This window comes from Maritimimonas sp. 2405UD52-3, from assembly GCF_056591715.1.
The window spans coordinates 37773-60950 of record NZ_JBWQOL010000001.1; the positions used below are offsets into that span (position 1 = coordinate 37773).

General features: G+C 35.0%; 18 protein-coding genes. 9 read left to right on the forward strand and 9 right to left on the reverse strand.

Annotated elements, in window-relative coordinates; genetic code table 11:
• Positions 1-39: 39 nt before the first annotated feature.
• From panB to AC1EU5_RS00225, 9 genes are all read right to left on the reverse strand, one after another.
• A complete protein-coding gene (gene panB, locus AC1EU5_RS00185; RefSeq protein ID WP_480190318.1) occupies positions 40-858 on the reverse strand; it encodes a 3-methyl-2-oxobutanoate hydroxymethyltransferase in 819 nt (272 codons plus the stop codon).
• A 10-nt stretch (positions 859-868) separates the two neighbouring features.
• Positions 869-1384 (reverse strand): CvpA family protein, encoded by a 516-nt coding sequence (locus AC1EU5_RS00190; protein ID WP_480190319.1) that lies wholly within the window; start codon positions 1382-1384, stop codon positions 869-871.
• 31 nt (positions 1385-1415) lie between these two features.
• The gene (locus AC1EU5_RS00195) at positions 1416-4547 is read right to left on the reverse strand and encodes a UvrD-helicase domain-containing protein (protein WP_480190320.1); all 3132 of its coding nucleotides are present in this window, start codon (positions 4545-4547) and stop codon (positions 1416-1418) included.
• A 27-nt stretch (positions 4548-4574) separates the two neighbouring features.
• Positions 4575-5735, reverse strand: a complete 1161-nt coding sequence (locus AC1EU5_RS00200; protein ID WP_480190321.1) for a metal ABC transporter permease — start codon at positions 5733-5735, stop codon at positions 4575-4577.
• Entirely contained in the window at positions 5728-6813 is a 1086-nt protein-coding gene (locus AC1EU5_RS00205; protein ID WP_480190322.1) for a metal ABC transporter permease, read from the reverse strand. Before AC1EU5_RS00205 ends, AC1EU5_RS00200 begins: the two co-directional genes overlap by 8 nt.
• A 130-nt stretch (positions 6814-6943) precedes the next feature.
• Entirely contained in the window at positions 6944-7684 is a 741-nt protein-coding gene (locus tag AC1EU5_RS00210; RefSeq protein WP_480190323.1) for a metal ABC transporter ATP-binding protein, read from the reverse strand.
• Positions 7685-7757: 73 nt separating this feature from the next.
• Entirely contained in the window at positions 7758-8669 is a 912-nt protein-coding gene (locus tag AC1EU5_RS00215; protein WP_480190324.1) for a metal ABC transporter solute-binding protein, Zn/Mn family, read from the reverse strand.
• Between the two features lie 10 nt (positions 8670-8679).
• Entirely contained in the window at positions 8680-9456 is a 777-nt protein-coding gene (locus AC1EU5_RS00220) for a transporter (RefSeq protein ID WP_480190325.1), read from the reverse strand.
• A gap of 3 nt (positions 9457-9459) precedes the next feature.
• A complete protein-coding gene (locus AC1EU5_RS00225; protein ID WP_480190326.1) occupies positions 9460-10119 on the reverse strand; it encodes a metal-dependent transcriptional regulator in 660 nt (219 codons plus the stop codon).
• An 85-nt stretch (positions 10120-10204) separates the two neighbouring features.
• Here AC1EU5_RS00225 and AC1EU5_RS00230 point away from each other — a divergent pair, with 85 nt between their 5' ends.
• The 9 genes from AC1EU5_RS00230 (at position 10205) to AC1EU5_RS00270 (ending at position 23151) form a co-directional block, all read left to right on the forward strand.
• Positions 10205-11365 (forward strand): aminotransferase class V-fold PLP-dependent enzyme, encoded by a 1161-nt coding sequence (locus AC1EU5_RS00230; RefSeq protein WP_480190327.1) that lies wholly within the window; start codon positions 10205-10207, stop codon positions 11363-11365.
• 50 nt (positions 11366-11415) lie between these two features.
• Positions 11416-14799 carry a transcription-repair coupling factor gene (gene mfd / locus AC1EU5_RS00235; RefSeq protein WP_480190328.1) on the forward strand — a complete coding sequence of 1128 codons (3384 nt, stop codon included), beginning with the start codon at positions 11416-11418 and terminating at the stop codon, positions 14797-14799.
• A gap of 47 nt (positions 14800-14846) precedes the next feature.
• Positions 14847-15656 carry a DMT family transporter gene (locus tag AC1EU5_RS00240; RefSeq protein ID WP_480190329.1) on the forward strand — a complete coding sequence of 270 codons (810 nt, stop codon included), beginning with the start codon at positions 14847-14849 and terminating at the stop codon, positions 15654-15656.
• A gap of 256 nt (positions 15657-15912) precedes the next feature.
• Positions 15913-17394 carry a CoA-acylating methylmalonate-semialdehyde dehydrogenase gene (locus AC1EU5_RS00245; protein WP_480190330.1) on the forward strand — a complete coding sequence of 494 codons (1482 nt, stop codon included), beginning with the start codon at positions 15913-15915 and terminating at the stop codon, positions 17392-17394.
• 56 nt (positions 17395-17450) lie between these two features.
• A complete protein-coding gene (locus AC1EU5_RS00250) occupies positions 17451-18785 on the forward strand; it encodes an aminotransferase class III-fold pyridoxal phosphate-dependent enzyme (protein WP_480190331.1) in 1335 nt (444 codons plus the stop codon).
• Positions 18786-18788: 3 nt separating this feature from the next.
• Positions 18789-20465, forward strand: a complete 1677-nt coding sequence (locus AC1EU5_RS00255; protein ID WP_480190332.1) for an NCS1 family nucleobase:cation symporter-1 — start codon at positions 18789-18791, stop codon at positions 20463-20465.
• 1 nt (position 20466) lies between these two features.
• Positions 20467-21852 (forward strand): dihydropyrimidinase, encoded by a 1386-nt coding sequence (hydA, locus tag AC1EU5_RS00260; RefSeq protein ID WP_480190333.1) that lies wholly within the window; start codon positions 20467-20469, stop codon positions 21850-21852.
• A 9-nt stretch (positions 21853-21861) separates the two neighbouring features.
• Positions 21862-22254 (forward strand): four helix bundle protein, encoded by a 393-nt coding sequence (locus AC1EU5_RS00265; protein ID WP_480190334.1) that lies wholly within the window; start codon positions 21862-21864, stop codon positions 22252-22254.
• Between the two features lie 30 nt (positions 22255-22284).
• Positions 22285-23151 (forward strand): nitrilase-related carbon-nitrogen hydrolase, encoded by an 867-nt coding sequence (locus tag AC1EU5_RS00270; RefSeq protein WP_480190335.1) that lies wholly within the window; start codon positions 22285-22287, stop codon positions 23149-23151.
• The last annotated feature ends 27 nt before the right edge of the window (positions 23152-23178 follow it).

A 23178-nucleotide genomic window follows, 5' to 3' on the forward strand; every position in this document is an offset into this window, starting at 1 on the left:
CATTTTAACAAGTAATGATCCGTGAGAATTTAAGCAGTCTTAATACTGCTCTTTTTCACTGGGAAAATCCTCACTTTTCACGTCAGAAATATATTGTTTGAAAGCCCCGTTCATTTCATTATACAAATCAAGATAACGACGTAAAAAACGTGGATTAAATTCATGGGTCATACCTAGCATATCATGAACCACTAATACTTGTCCGTCAACACCATTGCCTGCACCAATACCTATCACGGGAATAGATATACTTTTAGCTACTTCTTTTGCAAGTTTAGCAGGAACCTTCTCTAGTACTACCGCAAAACATCCTAATTTTTCTAATAATTTTGCATCTTCCTTTAATTGTTCTGCTTCTTCTTCTTCTTTTGCTCTTACGGTATAGGTACCAAACTTGTAAATAGACTGTGGCGTTAATCCTAAGTGTCCCATTACGGGAATTCCAGCATTTAAAATCCGTTTAATCGACTCTTTAACTTCTCTACCGCCTTCCATTTTGACAGCATGCGCTCCAGACTCTTTCATAATACGAATGGCAGATCGTAATGCCTCTTTTGGGTCCGACTGATAACTCCCAAAAGGAATATCTACAACCACTAAACAACGTTGAATTGCACGCACAACAGAGGTGGCATGATAGATCATCTGATCTAACGTAATTGGCAATGTAGTTTCATGACCAGCCATTACATTGGAAGCCGAATCGCCTACCAAAATAACATCTATACCTGCATGATCAACAATTTTAGCCATGCTATAATCATAAGCAGTAAGCATAGCTATCTTCTCTCCGTTACGCTTCATTTCCACTAAGCTATTCGTGGTAATACGTTTATATTCTTTTTTTGCTGTTGACATTTCTTAAAATTTAAGTAGTTCGGTTAACTGGTTCTTCATTTTTTTCTTCATTCAAAATTGAAGGAAATAACATAGGTGCAAAACTTTTTACAGGTTTATATAATATCGATTCTTCTATAGTAGCATCGCTCACAAAAGGTAGCGTGTTATTTAATCTGTTGAAGACCACAAGAACAATACTTAATATTAATGCTAATTTTGCCGCTCCAAAAACAGCCCCTAAAAATTTATTTGCTATTCCTAAGGCTGCTAAATCCGCAATTTTTGTAAGAAGTTTTCCTGCTAAGGATATAATTAAAACAATTCCCACAAAAGTGATGGCAAAAGCAACAATCTGAATATATCTTTCAGACCAGTCTACACTATTTTGCAGGTAACCAGCTGCAAAATAAGAGAAGTGAATGGCTCCAAATACCCCTAAAGCTAGTGCTACTAATGAGGTAATTTCAACAAAAAACCCGTTCATAAAACCTCTAATGGCACCGTAGAGTAATATGATACCTAAAACGATATCTAGTATGTTCATGTAAAAAATTTTTCAAAGATATTATTTTTAACTAGACTTCTTCTATTTGGATGCTTTCATGAATATATACCAGCAACTTTTTATTTACGATATAGCCCAATTCTGCAACTACACTGGCATATTTTTGAATTTGGCCATGGTATTTTTTATCTGGTAGACCAGTTTTGTAATCTATAATCGTAGCTTGATTATTCTCATCAATAACCAATCGATCAGGTATTATAATTTCTTTATCTGAAGTAAGTATTTCACGTTCGCAATAAATAGTAAGGTTTTGTTGAAAGTATTTTTCTAATTGAGGATGCTCAATCACATTCGTTATTGTCATTGAGATGTCCTTTATTTGGTCAGTTGAAATAGTTCCATTGATAAGGTATTGTTCAATTGCCTGCTCAGTATCTGTTTTGGTTTTTATTTTGGATAGTATTTCATGAATCAAGTTTCCATAAAGAATGGAGGCTCCTTTTTCAGAATCCCATAAGAGGCTTGAAGTTGCCACAATATTAATATTATGATCTTGCCATGGTGAACTGATAAATTTCTCTAGTTGGTAACTATCTTTTGACCTTTTCTCCTTTTTAGAAACGCGTTGTTTAGTGCCAAATTCATATTCAGATCGTTCTTCTTCAAACCTTCCTTTTGATCTTAAATAGGCTCTAAAGAATTGAGAATATCGCTTGGGTATATCTGTTTCTTTTTGTTTTTCAGAAATGATATAAAGTTGCTCAATGGCCCTTGTTAAGGTTACATATAATAAATTGATATTATCAAACTCCAATTCATTTCTTTGTTGCTGAAACAAAACAGTTCCTAATTCACTAGACTGCTCCAATTTTTTATTGGCACTTACCAAAAGACTGTCAAACTCATTAAATTGCTCTTTTTCCTCAATAGGATACCAAGTTTTTGGGTTCATTTGATAATAAACATCCAAATCATAAGGAAAAATGACTATTGGAAATTCCAATCCCTTTGATTTATGAATGGTAATAATTCTAACCGCATTCTTTTCTTCTGGAACTACAATACTTAAGCTATCCTTTTTCTCATGCCAATGTTCTAAAAAACCTTGAATACCTTCTGATTTTCTGATAGAATACTGTAATATCTCATCTAAAAAGAATTGCAAATAGGCATCAGAAGTTTCAGTAAGCTTAAAAGCCCTTATAATATATTCAATACTTTCATAAAATGGAAGAGATGAGAATGTTTCATAACTAAAATCGACACTCAAAGTCTTTAACTCATCAAAGAACTTTGGGGTATCGTAGCCTATGAATTTTTCAAGAAAATCATGCTTGTCTTGATTAAGTTTGAAATGCTCAAATAGAAAATACAAGACCTCAAACTGCGCTTCTTTATCGGATTGCTGCTGCAGATATGTAAGCAAATCAATGATAAACTGCACCTTAGAAGAATTTTGTAATAGTAAAGTTTCAGAACTGATAATATCAATACCATTTTCTGTGAGATAGTTGGCGATAGCAACACCTTCTTTACGCTTTCTAGTAATCACACAAATTTCATTCAGATCAAATTCGCTCTTCAAATCATGAATGATCTTCAAAACTCTTTCAGAGTACATTTCATCCTTTTCAGCAGCTAACAAGCCTTCTTCTATGAAGGATACATGTACGTAACCACCTATTTTATCAGTAATTTTTTGCTGATTTTCCTTAAAGTAGATTTCGGAATAGGTCTCTTTTTCAAAATACTTAGACAAGAATTGAAAAAAATCATTGTTAAAATTGATGATCTCAGAATAGCTTCTGTGATTTGTATCTAAATATTCTGGCTGACTTACAATGTTAAAAGGATTATTATCTGTTGACAAACCGACGAACTGTTCCGCTTCTCCTCCACGCCATCGATAGATAGATTGCTTTGCATCACCTACTAATAATAAGTTTGAATTTTCTTGAGATAATGCGTTTTCAATAAGCGGAATTAAGTTCAACCATTGTAATTTAGAAGTATCCTGCATTTCATCAATAAAATAGTGTTTATACCTTTCACCAAGACGTTCATAAATAAAAGCTGCAGGTTGTTCTCGTAAATGTTCACTAATAATCTGATTAAACTCAGCATTTAAATGAATGTTTTTTTCTCCTTTAAGTTCATCCAAACTTTCATTAATCTTACTTAAAACTGCTAATGGGACCAGACTTCTTAAAAACAATTTAAACAATAAATGCTCCTGATAGAGTTTTTCAGAGCGACTGTAAAATTCCAAAAGCGGATTGATAATACTATCTATAGCGGTTTTAACCTCTTCAGGTTTATTCTTGGTGTAAAATTGCCTGCTTTCAATACTCTTTGGCAAGCCTTTACTCTTATCAAAGCTTAAATTAGAAATATCTGAAATGCAGTTTTGAAAGTGTTTAGGAAACTGTGAATAGTAGAAATCCTTATGATCAATTTGAAAGTCATCTATGAGTTGTAGACCTTTTTCTCCAACTTTCTTTAATTCTTTCTCAAGGGAGTCGATTTTGTTTTGAAGATTTTTCTTAAGCTCAATAAAGTCTTCTAACGATTTATCTTTTAGTTGTTTAACATGCAAAAAATCATTTTCATTCAATAAAATTTGAGCAATTTCTTTCAATTCTCTTGAGATATCCCATGATCTATCTTCGTTGGCCTTTTGTATGGAAAAATCAATCAAGACTTTTGTTAGCTTTTCATCTTCACCAATTTTAGAGATCAATAAATCCACCGCTTCATTGAGTAAGGATTTAGTATCCATTTCAACATCAAAATTGAGTGATAAGCCCAGATCAAAAGCAAAGTTTCTAATTAATCGGTAGGTAAAACTATCAATCGTAGTAATATTAAAAGCTGAATAGTTATTAAGGATACTTGTGAGCACTTTTTTTGCTCTCTTATGAAGTTCATTAGCGTCAACACCTGTTTCTTTTTCAACCTTTAGAAACATCTCCGTTTTATGCTCCAAAATTTTGATATTGGAAAAATCTCGCAGATTATTAATGACACGCTCCTTCATTTCGGCAGCGGCTCTATTTGTAAATGTGATTGCCAGTATATTCTGAAAGCGATATGGATCTGAAGTCGCTAATAAAATCTTAAGGTATTCCTTAACCAGTGTAAAGGTTTTACCGCTACCTGCTGAGGCGTTATAAATTTTAAAAGTGGAAGCGTTTTGCACTATAGAATTTTGTGCAAAGTACAAAAATTAACCCCGAAACAGGAAGAAATTTTCTTTCATAGATTCAATGCCAGTATCATCATTTGTTATGATATAATCAATGGCTTTATCGGTAAATGATTTTCCTTTTTCAGTAAGCGAAATAATCTTTTGATCTATTGTAATCATATTGTTTTTTAATGCCAGATCAACTACAGACTGCGATTTCACCTTATGCCAATTAATATGTTCGTTTAAATGATTAATATGCCTTTCTTGCTTCTCTTGATGGTTATTCAAGTGTAGCAAAAAAGTTAATAATTGAACTTCAATTTGCTTCTGTTTGTTTCTATAGAGCACTGAAATTAAACCTTTATTCGGAGCAAAGAGATACACCAACAAAAATACGAGTCCTAACATGGTTGTCATGGATCCAGAAATGGAAGCGTCTAACCAATGTGCCAACCAATATCCAGCAATGGCAGAGAAAACTCCAAATAGCACTGATAACACTAACATTTTCTTTAAATCATTGGTTAGTAAATACGCTGTTGCAGCAGGAGCAATCATTAAGGCAACAACTAAAATTGCGCCAACAGCATCAAAAGCACCAACGGTTGTAACTGAAGCGATACTCATTAGGCCATAGTGCAGTACTGCTGGTGAAAAGCCCAAAGCTGTGGCTAAGCCAGCATCAAACGTACTCACTTTTAACTCCTTGAAAAAGGCAAACAAAAGCGACAGGGTCACTAAAAGGATACAACCAATTACCCATAGAGATTTTGGTCCCACATCAATACCACTAAGAATGATTCTATCAAAAGGTGCAAACGCCAGCTCACCCAATAAAACAACGTCTATATCTAAATGTACATCATTGGCATTTTTAGCAATTAAAATAACTCCAATGCTAAATAAAGCAGGAAAGACAAGACCAATAGCCGTATCCTCTTTTACCAATCCTGTTTTCTGAATGTATTCTACTAAAACAACAGTTACTATTCCTGATAAAGCAGCCATAAGAATCAATAGCGGAGACCCTAAATCATGCGTTATAAAAAATCCAATAACAAGACCTGGTAAAATAGAATGGCTAATGGCATCACTAATTAGTGCCATTTTACGAAGTACCAAAAACACCCCTGGAATAGCGCAAGCAATGGCCACCAAACTGGCAATTAATTGTATTTCTACTTGGGCACTACTCATTATCTTCTATTACTTGTTGACTGTATAAATTGCCTGCAAACTCATACCCTTCATTTGTCATAGACCACATTTGCCCGTCAATTTTTATATAATTTCTATCTTCAAGCTTTTTTAGTGTACTCCTTGCAAACCCTTGAAAATTATTTAGAATTTTTATGGTGTGTGGATGCGACTTATCTTCATGTGTTTGCGCAATATCAAACATAAAAGCTAATGTTTTATGCAATTGTAAATCCCTTCTGTTTTTTATAAGCCGTATCTGACGAAATAGTAATCCTCTTGAAGGAGAAAATATAAATGAAAAGATTACAAATACCGCTGCTACCAAAACAATTACTGGTCCTGTAGATAAATTGCTTTGGCTTGCGCTAATTCCTGTTCCTATAACTCCTGCAAAAGCTCCAAAAATAGCTGCCAAAATCACCATAATACCCAAGCTATTTGTCCATTGCCTTGCGGCTGCAGCAGGTGCCAATAGCATGGCGCTCATTAAAACTACACCCACCGTTTGGAGGCCTAAAACAATAGCCAATACGATAAAAGATGTTATTAAAATATCTATGAATTTGGTATTAAAACCCAGCGTGTTCGTATAATCTGCATCAAAAAGCAATAGCTTGAATTCTTTCCAGAACAGTAATAGAACTATTAAACAAAAGGCTGTTACAATTGCCATAAACCAAACGTCTCTGGCAAGCAAGGTGGCTGCTTGACCAAATAAAAATTTATCTAGTCCTGACTGATTGGCATTTGGTAATTTTTGAATAAAGGTTAATAACAGCATTCCAAATCCAAAGAAAAGCGATAGAATCAATCCTAATGCTGTGTCTGATTTTAAATGTGTTTTTCTAATGATACCTCGAATCCAAAAAGCACCAATCAACCCACTTATTAAAGCTCCAACAAGAAGTACATTGGTTTCTTTAGTACCTGTAATTAAAAAAGCGATGGCAATTCCTGGTAAAGCGGCGTGAGAAATGGCATCTCCAAGTAAACTTTGCTTTCTTAGCACCGCAAAACTGCCTAGCATACCACATATAGCACCCAAAATGGCTGTACCCAGTGTGATAGTTCGCAAGGTATAATCAGTAAAAACAAGTTCTATGTATTCTTTTAAGTCTATTTTTTCTTGTCATTCCGCACTTGATGCGGAATCTATTTTTAATTATTACTACTTTCATGCGATTCCTACCTACGCAGGAATGACACTATTGCTGAATACTTACTTTATAGTTGATTCCGTAGGTCTTGGTTAAATTGTCATCATTAAAAATATCTCTCACAGGCCCTGTAGCTATCTTCTTTACATTTAGGAATGTTACCCAATCAAAATATTCTGGTACTGTTTGTAAGTCATGATGTACCACAATAAGTGTTTTTCCAGCTTTACGCAGTTCTTTCAAGATATTGATAATGGCAATCTCAGTAGTTGCGTCTACACCCTGAAATGGCTCATCCATAAAATAAATTGAAGCATTTTGCACCAAAGCTCTTGCCAAAAAAATACGTTGTTGTTGCCCACCGGAAAGTTGTGAAATTTGACGGTCTTTAAAAGCCAGCATACCAACTTTTTCAAGCGCTTCAAGCGCGGCTTTTTTCTGCTTTTGCCCCGGTCGTTTGATCCATCCTAAACTACCATAGGTACCCATCATCACCACGTCTAAAGCAGTTGTGGGGAAATCCCAATCAACACTCCCCTTTTGAGGTACATACGCTACTAGCTTTCGTTGCTTATCATAGGGTTTTCCATAAATAGAAATACTACCGGCAATGGGTTCGATAATTCCCAAAATGGACTTAATCAAGGTAGATTTTCCAGCACCGTTAGGGCCTACAATGGCCATTAATACACCTTCTGGTATGGCTAAATCAATATCCCACAGCACAGGTTTATAATTATAAGCTACCGTTAAATCATCTACTGTTACTGCTAGTTTTTTATTATTCATTTAACTTGTGTTTGTCATACTGAGTATTGCCAAGTATCTTAATTGAGATTCTTCACTCTGTTCAGAATGACAGTTATCTCAAAGCGTCAACAATAGTTTTCACATTGTGTTTGTACATACCTACATAGGTTCCTTCTTCAGTGCCATCACTTCCTAATGCATCCGAATACAAAGTACCACCAATTACCGTTTCAAAACCTTTTGATTTTACAGCTTCCTGAAGTGCTTCTATTGTTCGTTTTGGAACTGAGCTCTCTACAAAAATGGCCTTTACCTCATTATCAATAATAAACTGTGCCATTTTCTGAACATCTTGAACTCCAGCTTCAGTAGCTGTAGATAACCCTTGTAGTCCCACTACTTGAAAATCATATGATTTACCAAAATAATTAAAGGCATCATGCGCTGTTACTAGAATTCGTTTTTCTTTTGGTAGTTGATTAATAGCCGTATTAATTGCCATTTTTAAAACGGCTAAACGATCTAAGTATGTTTTCCCATTTTTTTGAAAAACCTCCGCGTTCTTAGGATCTAAATCTGATAACTTTGTTACTACATACAATACTACTCGTTCCCAACTATCAATATCAAACCAAATATGAGGATCATAATTAGAAGCAAAATATTCAGAACCTATTAAAGTCTTCTTATCAACAGCTTCAGCAACAGCAATCACTTTTTTGTTTTGATGACGCATTTTCTCAAATACTTCTTCTAGTTTTCCTTCTAAATGTAGTCCGTTATAAATAACAACATCAGCATTGAAAAGTTTACTGACATCACCTTCACTAGCTTTATATAAATGCGGGTCAACACCTGTACCCATCAAACCTTTTACATCAATTTTATCGCCACCTATATTCTTTAGTAAATCAGTAATCATTGTTGTAGTTGTTACAACCTGCAACTTACCATTCTCACTTTTCTCTTTGGTCTTACAGTTAACTATTGTTAATGCAAGTAGTATAATTAATATTTTTTTCATCTTTTTTGTTTTATTCTGGTATTCTAAAACTAATACCTGCACTTAAAAACACATCTTGAATATCTTTTGTAATTCCTGTTCCACCAGAAATATCCAATTGCATATGATTACTTATTAAATACGTTAAACCGGCATCCCAAAGGTGATTAAAACTTCCATCCTCTGGCAGGTCACCGTATAACTCTATATAAGTTCCAACTTTATTTGAAATACTATATCCATATGCCAATGTGTATATGTATACCGGCTCAGAAGTATCTCCGTCCCATGCCATTCCCAAATTATACCCTAAGCTAGACTTCTCACTTAATGTATGCGATAAAGAAAATCTAAAGTCTACAGATGTGTTTTGAGTTTTATAAGTGCTAGAAGCTAAGAAATCGGGGTTTATATGCCCAATAAAAGCAATTTCAGGTAAGAATCCCTTTTCTTCAGTAACTCCAATTTTAACTCCCAACAATAACGGAGAAAATCCACTGGCGATCGTATTTTTATTTAGTTTTACTTCAGTATTATCAAATCCTAGGCGTAACTCAAGATTATCTAATAATCCATAACGTATTAAAGTGGTATTATAAGTGGTTGCATCTACAGCACCTAAAGATTCAAAAAATGCGCCCGTTTCTATTTGTAAAAATTTCTTAGGCACCACGCTAGACGCTTCTGTTTGATCCGGCCGATCTGTTGATATAGTTCCATAATCTTTCGGTGTATCTTCTTGCTGTGCATTTGCAAACAAAATGCCTGCTAGTATATATAATCCAGTAATAAAATATTTTGTCTTCATATATTATTCTAATTCCTTTACCAATAAATTCTTGGCAACATCTTCTGTAATTGATAATTCTTTTTGGTTAATCTCTATTTGCATTGATTTATCAAAAGGCTCAATACTTACTACCCTTATATAATTGCCAATGGCTATATTTTTTTTATTTAAATACCTTAAAAACTCATCTGAAGAATCTTTAACGCCTAACAATTGGCTTTCTTCTAGAGGTTTCAGTGTAGAAAGTTTAACCTTTCTTCTTGTTGTTATGTTTCCATCCTTATCTGGGATGGGATCACCATGTGGGTCTATGGTAGGAAACTCTAAAAAGGCATCTAAACTATCTATTAAAGATTCCGATTTAATATGTTCCAGTTGTTCTGCAATATCATGCACCTCATCCCATGAAAAATTGAGCTTATCTACAAGAAAGCATTCCCATAAACGATGTTTTCGAACGACAGAAATAGCTATTTTTCTTCCTTTTTCAGAGAGCTGAGTTCCTTGATATTTCACATAATTAACCAGCTCTTTATCTGATAATTTCTTAATCATATCTGTTACCGAAGAAGCTTTGGTCTGCATTTTTTCAGCAATCAAATTGGTGCTTACTCCATTATCGGTAGTGGCTTCTAAAGAATAAATAGCCTTTAAATAATTTTCTTCAGCCTGTGAAAACACAACTTTGTAATTTTTGACAAATATAAATAAATTTTTAGACAAGTCTAAAAATTTAAATTCCTAATCAAAACTCGTACATTTGGGTATGGAAACACTTCAAATACTCAGTTGTCAAAAAGACAAGTTCAAATTAGAAGATCATATTACCTATTTGAATGGTGCATATATGTCACCTTCCTTAAAAAGTGTTGAGGAAGCCGGTCATAAAGCAGTAACACAAAAATGTACACCTTATCAAATTAAAGCTGAAGATTTTTTTAAGCATTCAGAGCGATTACGGAAACTATTTGCTCAATTTATTGATGCTCCTGATTATCAAAACACAGCCATTATCCCCTCTGCATCATACGGATTGGCAACAGTGGCCAATAATGTAAAACTACAAACAGGTGATGAAATTTTATTAGTAGATGAACAGTTTCCAAGTAATGTGTATGTATGGCAAAAACTTGCTGCGCAAAATAATGCTTCAATTAAGGTGATTTCTGCCCCAAAAATAGGTGAACACCGAGCTAAAACTTGGAATAAAAACATACTAGATAGTATTTCCTCTAAAACTGCTTTGGTTGCAATGCCTCCATCTCACTGGGCTGATGGTACATTATATGATCTTAAAACCATTAGAAAAAAGACCAAACAGTATAATGCTCTTTTGGTACTTGATGGCTCTCAAAACATTGGTGCAATCCCCTTTTCTGTGCAAGAAATTCAACCCGATGCGTTGATTACTGTAGCCTATAAATGGATGTTAGGACCCTACTCTATGGGGATGGCGTATTATTCTGATTATTTTAATGATGGTAACCCTATTGAAGAAAGTTGGATCAACCGCTATAATAGCGAAGATTTTTCTAGATTGGTTAATTATGAATCTCGCTACCAACCTAAAGCCGGACGCTATAATATGGGTGAGTATTCTAATTTTATCAATACGCCTATGTTTATTAAAAGTATTGAGCAATTATTAGAATGGCAACCCAAAAACATTCAAAACTATTGCGATTCAATTTCAAGATCGGCCATTGCCCAATTAAAAGCTAAAGGTTGCTTTATAGAAGATGATGCGCATAGAACCAAGCACCTGTTTGGTGTTTATTTACCAGATTATATAGATTTGGAAAAGTTAAAAGCAAGTTTTTCTGATAATAACATCTTTGTTTCCTTTAGGGGAAATGCCATTCGTGTTTCACCAAATGTATATAATGATGAGCAGGATTTTGAACAGTTGATTGATTGTTTTAGGTAATTCTTTTTTTATCATTCTCTTACAACTATATTTGCCCAAAATTTAGTGCATTGAGCAAACAAACTATTGTTTCGCTTTACGAACAATCGATTAAAATAAAGCAGATTGTTCAACATCTTCAACTAGAAAACCAAAAGCTCCAATTACAGCATTTGGCAGGGTCTTCATTGTCTTTTGTGATTTCAAGCAGTTTTAAACGGCTTGAAAAACCCTATTTGCTGATCTTTAATGACAAAGAAGAAGCTGCTTATTATTTAAATGACCTTGAGCAATTATTAGGAGATAACAACGTGTTATTCTACCCAGGTTCTTATCGCAGGCCTTACCAGATTGAAGAGACCGATAATGCCAATATATTATTGCGTTCTGAGGTCTTAAACCGCATCAACTCTCGTAAAAAACCAGCTGTCATTGTCACGTATCCAGCTGCACTATTCGAAAAAGTGGTTACAAAAAGTGAACTAGAGCGAAATACCTTGAAGTTAAACGTTGGAGAAGCCGTTTCTTTAGATTTCGTAAATGAAACCTTATTTGAATATCAATTTCATCGCGTTGATTTTGTCACTGAGCCTGGTGAGTTTGCCGTTCGTGGTGGCATTATTGATGTATTTTCTTTTTCAAATGAAGAGCCTTATCGTATTGAATTTTTTGGTGATGAGGTAGATAGTATCAGAACTTTTGATGTAGAAACACAACTTTCTACAGACAAACATAAAAAAATCAGCATTTTGCCTAATGTTGAGAATAAACATCTGCAAGAAAAACGAGAAAGCTTTTTAAAATATATCTCCAATAAAACGGTCATTTTTTCTAAGAACAAAGAGCTTTTATTCGGGCGACTAGATAAACTTTTTGAAAAAGCAAAAACTACTTTTTCAGAAACCAAAGGTGAATTAAAACTGGCTGAGCCCAAAGAGTTATTTTGTGCTGGTGAACTTATAAAAGAGCAACTGAATAATTATAGTTTAGTCGAATTTGGTAGTTCTCGTCATTCCGAACTTGTTTCAGAGTCACATGATGAGATGCTGAAACAAGTTAAGCATGACAAGCAAATAGAATTCAATGTCTCTCCGCAACCTTCTTTCAATAAACAGTTTGACTTACTTATTGAAAACCTTAACCAAAATACAGAAAATGGTATAGAAAACTACCTTTTCTGTGCGAATGAGCAACAAGCAAAGCGTTTTAAGGATATTTTTAATGATGTTGATCAAGAAGTAACTTATAAAACGGTTGTTTTTCCATTATACCAAGGCTTTGTAGATCAAGAACACAAAGTTGCTTGTTATACTGATCATCAGATCTTTGAACGTTATCATAAATTCCGATTAAAAAGTGGTTTTGCCAAAAAACAAGCTCTCACACTCAAGGAACTAAATACGCTGGAAATTGGCGATTATGTAACCCATATTGATCATGGAATCGGTAAGTTTGGCGGGCTTCAAAAAATAGATGTAGAAGGCAAGCAACAAGAGGCTATTAAGCTAGTTTATGGTGATCGTGATGTCCTGTATATTAGTATTCATTCACTCCATAAAATTTCAAAATACAATGGCAAGGATGGTAAGGTTCCGAGGCTTTTTAAGTTAGGTTCTGGCGCATGGAAAAAACTCAAGCAAAAAACAAAAAAGCGGGTTAAAGAAATTGCGTATGACTTAATTCAACTCTATGCAAAGCGTAAAATGCAAAAGGGATTTGCTTACAACCCTGATAGTTATATGCAGTTAGAACTTGAATCGAGTTTTATGTATGAAGATACGCCAGATCAATCAAAAGCTACGGCTGATGTAAAGAAAGATATGGAAAGCCAACAACCTATGGATCGCCTTGTGTGCGGTGATGTAGGTTTTGGTAAAACCGAAGTAGCCATTAGGGCAGCTTTTAAAGCAGTGGATAATGGAAAACAGGTTGCCATTTTAGTACCAACAACAATTTTAGCTTTTCAACATTTTAAAACGCTAAGTGAGCGTCTGAAAAACTTTCCCGTTACTATAGATTACTTGAACCGCTTTAGAACCATCAAACAAAGAAATACTGTTCTTGAAGGGCTTAAAACAGGAGCTATAGATATTGTGATTGGCACCCATCAGCTTGTTAATAAAAATGTACAATTCAAAGATTTGGGTTTATTAATTGTTGACGAAGAGCAGAAATTTGGTGTGTCTGTAAAAGACAAATTAAAGACAATAAAAGAAAATGTTGACACACTTACTTTAACAGCCACCCCCATCCCAAGAACCTTACAATTTTCATTGATGGCAGCTCGCGACCTATCAGTCATCAATACACCTCCGCCTAACAGACATCCCGTTGAAACGAATGTAATCCGCTTTGGAGAAGAAATTATACGTGATGCTATTAAATATGAGATTTCAAGAGGCGGACAAGTTTTCTTTATCCATAATCGCATTGAAAACATACAGGAAGTAGCCGGTATGTTACAGCGACTTTTACCCAATGCTAAAATTGGTATCGGTCACGGACAACTAGAAGGTAAAAAATTAGAGCAATTGATGCTTTCTTTTATGAATAACGAATTTGATGTGTTGGTTTCTACTACCATAGTAGAAAGTGGACTTGATGTGCCGAATGCTAATACTATTTTTATCAATAATGCCAATAATTTTGGATTGTCTGATTTGCATCAAATGCGTGGACGTGTAGGTCGTTCTAATAAAAAGGCATTCTGCTACTTCATCACTCCTCCTTATCATATGATGACTGATGAAGCCAGAAAGCGTATTCAAGCACTAGAACTATTTTCGGATTTAGGAAGTGGGTTCAATATTGCAATGAAAGACTTGGAAATTCGAGGTGCTGGTGATCTATTGGGAGGTGAGCAAAGTGGTTTTATTAATGATATTGGCTTTGAAACCTATCAAAAAATATTGAATGAGGCTATTGAAGAACTAAAAGAAAATGAGTTTAAATCACTGTACAAAGACACTGATGACACACCAAAAGAATTTGTAAAAGAAACTCAAATTGATACCGATTTTGAAATTCTTTTTCCAGATGATTATATCAATTCTATAAAGGAAAGGTTGAACCTATATAGCGAGCTGAGTGCTATAAAAAATGAATCAGAGTTAGCAGTTTATGAGCAAAACCTCATTGATAGGTTTGGTGAATTACCCATACAAGCACAAGACTTGTTAAATAGTGTTCGATTAAAATGGGTAGCTAAACAATTAGGGTTAACACGACTAATTCTTAAAAAAGGAAAAATGATCGGGTATTTTGTTTCAGATCAGCAATCACCTTTCTATCAAAGTGAGGTCTTTACTCGAATATTGAAGTTTGTGCAGCAAAATACAGCTATCTGCAAAATGAAGGAAAAAGAAACAAAACTGGGACTGCGGTTATTAATGACCTTTGATAAAATCAATTCAATTGACAAAGCGCTTTCTACACTTCAAAAAGTGCTACATTGAAAACTAAGCACTTTAAGAACATAACCGAACTAAACTTGGCCATGCTAATGATTAGTACATCAGGTGTTTTGGGAAGGTATATAAGCATGCCCCCTCCTATAACAATTTTAATTCGTGGTATTCTAGCTCTACTAATCATAGGTTTATTTTGTAAGTTCCAAAAAATAAGTTTGAAGTTTATAAATAGTTTTGACGCAAAAACTGTTTACTTGAGTGGTCTTTTATTGGGTGCACATTGGATCACTTACTTTTATAGCCTACAACTCTCTAATGTTGCTATTGCAATGCTATCACTTTTTACCTATCCGGTAATAACTACATTTCTTGAACCCTTATTTTTTAAATCAAAATTAAACACATTACACGTTTTACTGGCATTCATAGTTTTAACAGGAATTTATTTCTTAACCCCTGAAATTAGTTTAGAAAACAACTTTACCCAAGGAATTTTATTAGGCTTGTTATCCGCAATATGTTATTCTTTAAGGAATATTCTATTAAAAAGGAAAGCTTCTCAATATGATGGCTCAATGCTCATGTTTTATCAATTAGTAGCATTGTCTATAGCCTTGCTACCAACCCTTTTCTTTTTTGAACTAAACCCTACCCTAAATGAATTAAGTGCAATTCTGGCCTTAGCCTTAATGACTACGGCAATTGGACATACTTTATTTGTTAAAAGCTTTAAAAATTTTACAATCAGCAGTGCCAGCATTATGAGCAGTATTCAGCCTATTTATGGTATACTACTAGCTATGATTTTTTTAAATGAAATTCCAGTATTAAATACAGTTATAGGAGGTGTATTAATCTTAGCAACTGTTGTGGTAGAAAGTATTAAGTCAAGCAGGAATTAGATACTTCGTCTTTAGAAAAAAGAGAAACATTGAGGCATTTTTAGAATTGCAATTAATTTGATCAAAATAATTCCATTCTTGTATAATATCTGGTATATCTAAATAGATATTTTATATATTTGATAAACATTGAAGCAAATTTTTGCATTTTTATTAGATGTTTTTCTCTTAATTTTTTGGGTTAGAGGCCCTACTTTTCTAGCAATTACATCTTATTTATTAGTTATTTTTTGAAAACACATAAAACTGTTGTGTTATGGAAGCAATTGCAAAACAACCAGAAGTAAAAAATTTTATAAACGGAAAATTTGTCCCGATACCTATCGGGAGTAATGGTCATGATTCTATGGACGTTATGAGTCCTTTAGACGGGAGCGTTATTTCAAATTTGCCACTATCAACCTATAATGATGTTGACGAAGCTGTAAAAGCTGCCGAAAAGGCTTTTCCTAAATGGTCTTCTATGACTTTTAAAGAGCGGGTACAGATATTTTTCAGATATCGATCACTATTAGAAAAGCATATGGACGAATTGACTAATCTCGTCCATTTAGAAAATGGTAAAACCTACGGAGAAGCGAAAGCAGAGGTCGAAAAAAGTATGGAACTATGCGAGTTTGCAGTTTCTATTCCTCAAGTTATTGTCAATGAAATTCAAGAAGTTAGTAAAGGTGTAGAATGCAGAATTGAACGCAAACCTCTAGGTGTAGTCGCATGTATTACGCCTTTTAACTTTCCAAACATGGTGCCACATTGGACCATGCCAAATGCGCTTGTACTTGGCAATACGATGGTAATGAAACCTTCAGAACTGGTTCCATTAAGCACTATGCGAATGGCTGAATTATTAAAAGAAGCAGGCTTACCTGATGGTGTTTTTAATATTGTAAATGGTGGTAAAGAAGTGGTTGAAGCCATTTGTGATCATCCTAAAATAGAAGCTGTTTCCTTTGTTGGTTCTACGAAGGTGGCTAAAATTGTATATAAGAGAGCAACTACAAATCTAAAACGTTGTGTTGCGTTAGGCGGTGCCAAAAATCATTTATTGGTATTACCAGATGCCAATCCAGAAATGACAGCAAATAATGTGGTAGCATCTATGGCAGGCTGCGCTGGTCAACGTTGTATGGCAGCTTCAGTAATGGTGGGTGTAGATAAAGTGCAGCATATTATTGATAAAATGGTTGATGAAGCAAAAAAAATAGTGCCTGGTGAAAATTTAGGGTCTGTAATTAGTGCCGAAGCTAAAATTCGTATCGAAAATTATATTGCTGAAGCAGAAAAAGACGGTGCCAAAATTTTATTGGATGGTAGAAATACAACTGTTTCTGGAAAAGAAGGTGGCTTTTATGTTGGTCCCACGATTATTGACTATGCAACGACTGATATGTCTGTGGCCAGAGAAGAAATTTTTGGTCCGGTAATATCTATTCTTCGTGCTAAAAATCTAGATGAAGCTATTGAAATAGAAAATGGTTCAAATTACGGTAATGCCGCTGCGGTATTTACACAAAGTGGCGGACTGGCAAAGCAAGTGATGGAACGTGCTAGTGCAGGAATGATCGGTGTAAATATTGGAGTACCCGTGCCACGTGAACCTTTCTCCTTTGGCGGATGGAACGAATCAAAATTTGGTGTTGGTGATATTACTGGTAGGAGTTCTATTGAATTTTGGACACAAAATAAAAAAACCACCATTAAATGGAATCCGGAAGCAAAAACCAACTGGATGAGTTAACAGCTGTCACCCTGAGCGCTGTCGAAGGGTCTTTATAATTTATAACTTGAAATTTAATGACTAACCAGAAAATTATACAGAACAACCTTGATTATACCCTCTTTTCATGGGGGAAACAAGGAGGTTTAAACCCTATCAATGCTTCACATGCCAAGGGCTCATATGTCTATGATAGGGATGGAAAAAAATACCTCGACTTCTCATCGCAGCTAATGAATGTGAACATTGGACATGGCAATCAACGCATTACTGAGGCTGTAACCAAGCAAATGCAAGAAGTCAGTTATGTCTACCCAGGAATGGCAACTGATGTTAGAGGTCAATTAGGAAAAAAATTAGCTGAAATTACTCCTGGCAATTTAACCAAGACTTTCTTTACACTTGGTGGTGCCGAAGCTATAGAAAACGCCATTAAATTGGCACGAATTTACACTGGAAGACATAAAATCATTACCCATTATCGTTCCTATCACGGAGCTACTTATGGCGCTATTTCTGCCGGTGGTGACCCACGAAAATTTGCAGTAGATAATCAGGCAGTTAATAATTTTGTACATGTTGAAAATCCCTATTTTTATCGTTGCCCATGGAATTCTTCTTCTATTGAAGAATGTGGTGAACGAGCCGCTGCACATTTAGAGCGCGTTATTCACTTTGAAAATCCAGACGCAGTGGCGGCAATTTTATTTGAAGGCGAATCAGGTTCATCAGGGTGTATAAAATACCCGCCAATGTATCTCAAAAAAGTTCGGAAAATTTGTGATAAATATGGCATTCTACTAATAGACGATGAAGTAATGAGTGGTTTTGGTAGAACTGGAAAAATGTTTGCTATAGAACATCATGATGTGGTGCCAGACATCCTATGTATGGCAAAGGGACTTACATCTGGATATTTACCATTAGGTGGCATGATCATTACTGACACCATTGCAAATCAATTTAATGACAATCCCATGACCTTAGGCCTTACCTATTCTGCACATGCCGTTACTTGTGCCGCCGCTTTAGAGAATTTAAAGATTATTGAAGAAGAAAATCTGGTTGAAAGGGCTACCGAAATGGGCAAGTATATTGAAGCAGAAGTTGAAAAATTAAAAGCTAAGCATCCATCCATTGGTGACTTTAGAAATACAGGATTACTGGGATGTATAGAATTAGTAAAGAATCGTAGGACCAAAGAACCTGTAACCCCTTGGAATGCGAAGCCCAGTGAAATGGCAGTTACTTTAAAAATGGCTTCAAAGGTTCGTGAATTAGGTATGTTCACTTTTGTTCGTTGGAACTGGATTTTTATTGCACCACCACTTAATGTTACTAAAGAGGAAGTAGACGAAGGCTTACAAATAATTTCTGAAGTTATATCTATTGCAGATCAATATTGCAACTAATTTATGAGTAAAGATATTGTAGAATTACACGAAGATGTATCTAATTCGTCTTTATATAGTGAGGATTTAGCACCTGTACCACCTCAAAATCGTACCTGGAATAAATGGCATTTGGCCGCCATTTGGGTGGGTATGGCCGTATGTATCCCTACTTATTTATTGGCATCATACATGATCAAAACTGGACTGAATTGGTATGAAGCTTTAATTATTATAGGTTTAGCAAATTTAATCATCACAGTACCTATGGTACTAAATGGTCATGCAGGCGTTAAATATGGCATTCCATTTCCTGTGATTGGTAGAGCATCTTTTGGTACCAAAGGTGTGCATTTGGCTTCTGTAGCCAGAGGTATTATAGCTTGTGGTTGGTTTGGCGTACAAACATGGATCGGCGGACTCGCCATTTATGCTATTTTTAATGCTATTACAGGATCTACAGGAGAACTCGGTTTATCTATTGGAAAATTTGTAGGATTTGCTATTTTCTGGATCATCAATATGTATTTTATCTGGAAAGGAACCGAAAGTATCAAATGGTTAGAAACCTATTCAGCACCTATACTTATCATCATGGGCTTGGCACTTATTTATTGGGGATACAGTCAAGCTGGCGGATTTAAAATTGTACTAGATCAAAGCAAACAATTAGAAAATGTAGCTGCTACGATTACGAAAGATGAAAACACGGCTTATCTAAACCTCAACTCCTTAACGAATAAAGATGGAAGTTTAAAAGTCACTGATTATAATATTGTTTCAAATAGTACCAGTTCTTGGAAGCCCTTTACAAATGTGCCTATTCCTATTACTTCTTCAGAAAACCCACAGGTTCAATTCAGAAATACTGAAGGTAAAACCCCAGTACTATCAAGCATAATAACACCAGCGGTGGTTAGTACTTCTAATACCTCAACAGGAAGTAAGCTTTGGAGCTATCTTTTATGGCTCACAGCTATGGTTGGTTTTTGGGCAACTATGTCAATTAGTATTGCAGATATTACACGCTATGCAGCTACTCAAAAAGATCAGATAGTTGGTCAATTTACAGGATTGCCATTAACAATGATGCTGTATTCGTTTGTAGGCATTTTTGTAACCTGTGCCGCTGTGATCAACTTTAAAGATGTTTTAATTGCTGATGATGCACCATGGGACCCTGTTTCGTTGATCGCGCGATTTAAAAATCCTACCGTGGTAATAATCGCTCAAATATTTATGATCATTGCGACCTTAAGTACTAATATTGCCGCAAATGTCATAGCGCCTTCAAATGCATTTTCCAATCTATGGCCTAAAAAGATTAGTTTTAGAACAGGTGGGATCATAACAGGCATCATAGGCATCCTAATTATGCCTTGGTGGTTACTAAATCAAATTTCAGGGTTCTTAATATTTGTGAGTGGCCTCCTAGGGCCTGTTTTAGGAATTATGATTGCAGATTACTTTTTTATCCGTAATAAGAATATGCAACTAGCAGAACTCTATAAAGAGGAAGGTATTTATTCTTATAGAAAAACTGGTTTTAATAAAGCTGCAATGACTGCATTGTTTGTAGGTGTTTTTTCAGCTTTAATTGGTTATTGGGTACCAGCATTAAATTTCTTATATTCATTGTCGTGGTTTACAGGATTCATAATATCCTTTGTTTTGTATTTACTCTTAATGAAGAAAGCATAATATGTCTATACTTATAAAAAATGGTCATGTTGTTACGGCCTCAGAAAATTATAACGCTGACGTCTATATTGAAGGCGAAAAGATCATTGCTATTGGTCAAAATCTTACTTATAAAGCCAATAAGGTTATAGATGCTACAGATAAATTAGTATTTCCTGGTGGAATAGATCCTCATGTGCATCTAGATATGCCTTTTATGGGAACCTACTCAAGTGATGATTATGAAACAGGCACACGTGCTGCACTGCATGGAGGAACGACCATGGTTATTGATTTTATTTTGCAAACCCAAGGTGATACATTATACAATGCCTTAAAGACCTGGCAAAAAAAATCAGAAGGAAAAGCCATAGGTGATTATTCCTATCATATGGCTGTAACAGATTTTAATAATGATGTAGCTAAGGAAGTAGTACAGATGATTGAAAAAGAAGGTATTATTTCCTTTAAAACTTTTATGGCCTATAAAGGAGCTTTAATGATTGATGATGGACAAATGGTGCAGCTAATGAAAGTGGTTAAAAAACATGGCGGACTAGTTACCGTTCATGCCACAAATGGTGATATGATAGATTCATTAATTGCTAAAAATAGAGCTCTTGGTAACTTATCTCCACTATATCATTACCTATCGCAACCCGAAGTTACTGAAGCTGAAGCATCTGCTAGATTTACGGATATGTTACACTATACCGATTGCCCGGGATACATCGTGCACATGACTTGCGAAGGTGCTTTAAATGCAGTTCGAACAGCTACCAAGCGTAATCAAAAGGTCTTTGTAGAAACCTGTACTCAATATTTAATGTTGGATACTTCTTTATATGAAAAAGACTTTGAGGGTGCTAAATGGGTAATGAGCCCACCTCTACGTGAAAAGAAAGATCAAGAAGCACTTTGGTCGGGTATCAATCAAGGATTGGTACAAGTTGTCGGTACCGATCATTGTCCTTTTATGTGGGAGCAAAAAAAGATGGGTAAAGATGACTTTTCCAAGATTCCTAATGGGCATCCTGCTATTGAACATCGAATGGAATTGTTATATTCAGAAGGAGTTCATAAGGGAAAAATATCATTGACAAAGTATGTTGAAGTAGCTTGTACCAATGCTGCCAAAATATTTGGTATGTATCCAAGGAAAGGAACTATAGCCATTGGAAGCGATGCCGATATTGTAATTTTTGATCCTAAAAAAGAACATACCATTTCTGTGGAAACCCATCATATGAATTGTGACTATTCAGCTTATGAAGGACAACATGTAGTTGGTAAAACAGAAACTGTAATCCTCAGGGGAGAAGTTGCCGTAGAAAACGATAAGTGTTTATTAAAAGCAGGTCATGGGCAATTTATTTCAAGAGGAAAAACTTCAAAGACAGTTATCTAATTTAGAATTATGAATTTAGAGTTAAAAAAGAATTCGGTTAAATCTAAAAGCATTATTGCTGATAAGTCTTATCAATTTGCTCTATTCATTATTTCAATTTATAAAGAACTAAAAGCTCAAAATGAATTTCTTCTTTCAAAGCAAATTCTTAGCTCAGGAACTTCTATTGGGGCCAATGTAAACGAAGCTATTTCAGCAGAATCTAAGAAAGATTTTGTTCATAAATTAGGAATTTCCTTAAAGGAAGCTAGAGAAACCAAATATTGGTTGAACTTATTGAAAGATAGCGATTACATTAATCAAGAAGTGTTTAATAAATCAAATAAAGATTGTGAAGAATTGATAAAAATTTTAAGCAGTATTATTCTTACGACTAAACAACGTTACCTAAACAATTCTTAATTCAAGACTATTAACTCATAACTCAACAACATGCCAAGAAAAGTAAAATCAGGATTGATACAAATGAGCTTGCCTATGACAGAAGGTGAGGGAACCATCCAAGAAATTATGGATGCCATGTATAATAAGCATATTCCTTATATAGAAAATGCGGGTAAGCAAGGTGTTCAAATTTTATGTTTACAAGAGATTTTCAACACACCTTATTTCTGTCCTGGTCAAGATAGAAAGTGGTATGCTTCTGCAGAAGCTGTGCCTGGGCCAACTATAGAAAAAATGCAAGCCTATGCCAAAAAATATGATATGGTAATTGTTGTTCCTATCTATGAAAAAGAACAACCTGGTGTTTTGTACAATACTGCTGCTGTAATTGATGCTGATGGTAAATACTTGGGAAAGTATCGTAAAAATCATATTCCTCACACCACTGGTTTTTGGGAAAAATTCTTCTTTAAACCGGGAAACCTTGGGTATCCTGTTTTTCAAACTAAATATGCCAAGGTAGGTGTGTATATCTGTTATGACCGACATTTCCCTGATGGTGCAAGGGCATTGGGTTTAAATGGGGCTGAGATTGTGTATAATCCGTCTGCAACAGTAGCCGGATTGAGTGAATACCTCTGGAAATTAGAGCAACCCGCGCATGCCGCTGCCAACGGCTATTTTATGGGCTGTATCAATCGTGTAGGTGAAGAAAAACCATGGGATCTAGGTAAGTTTTATGGGCAATCATATTTTGTAGACCCCAGAGGGCAAATATTTGCAGAAGCATCACGCGAGGATGATGAATTATTAATTGCTGAATTTGACCTTGACCTTATAGAAGAAGTACGTTCTACATGGCAATTTTTTAGAGATAGAAGGCCTGAGACTTATGGAAAGTTGACGGAGTTATAAATTATTAATTGTGAGTTATGAATTATA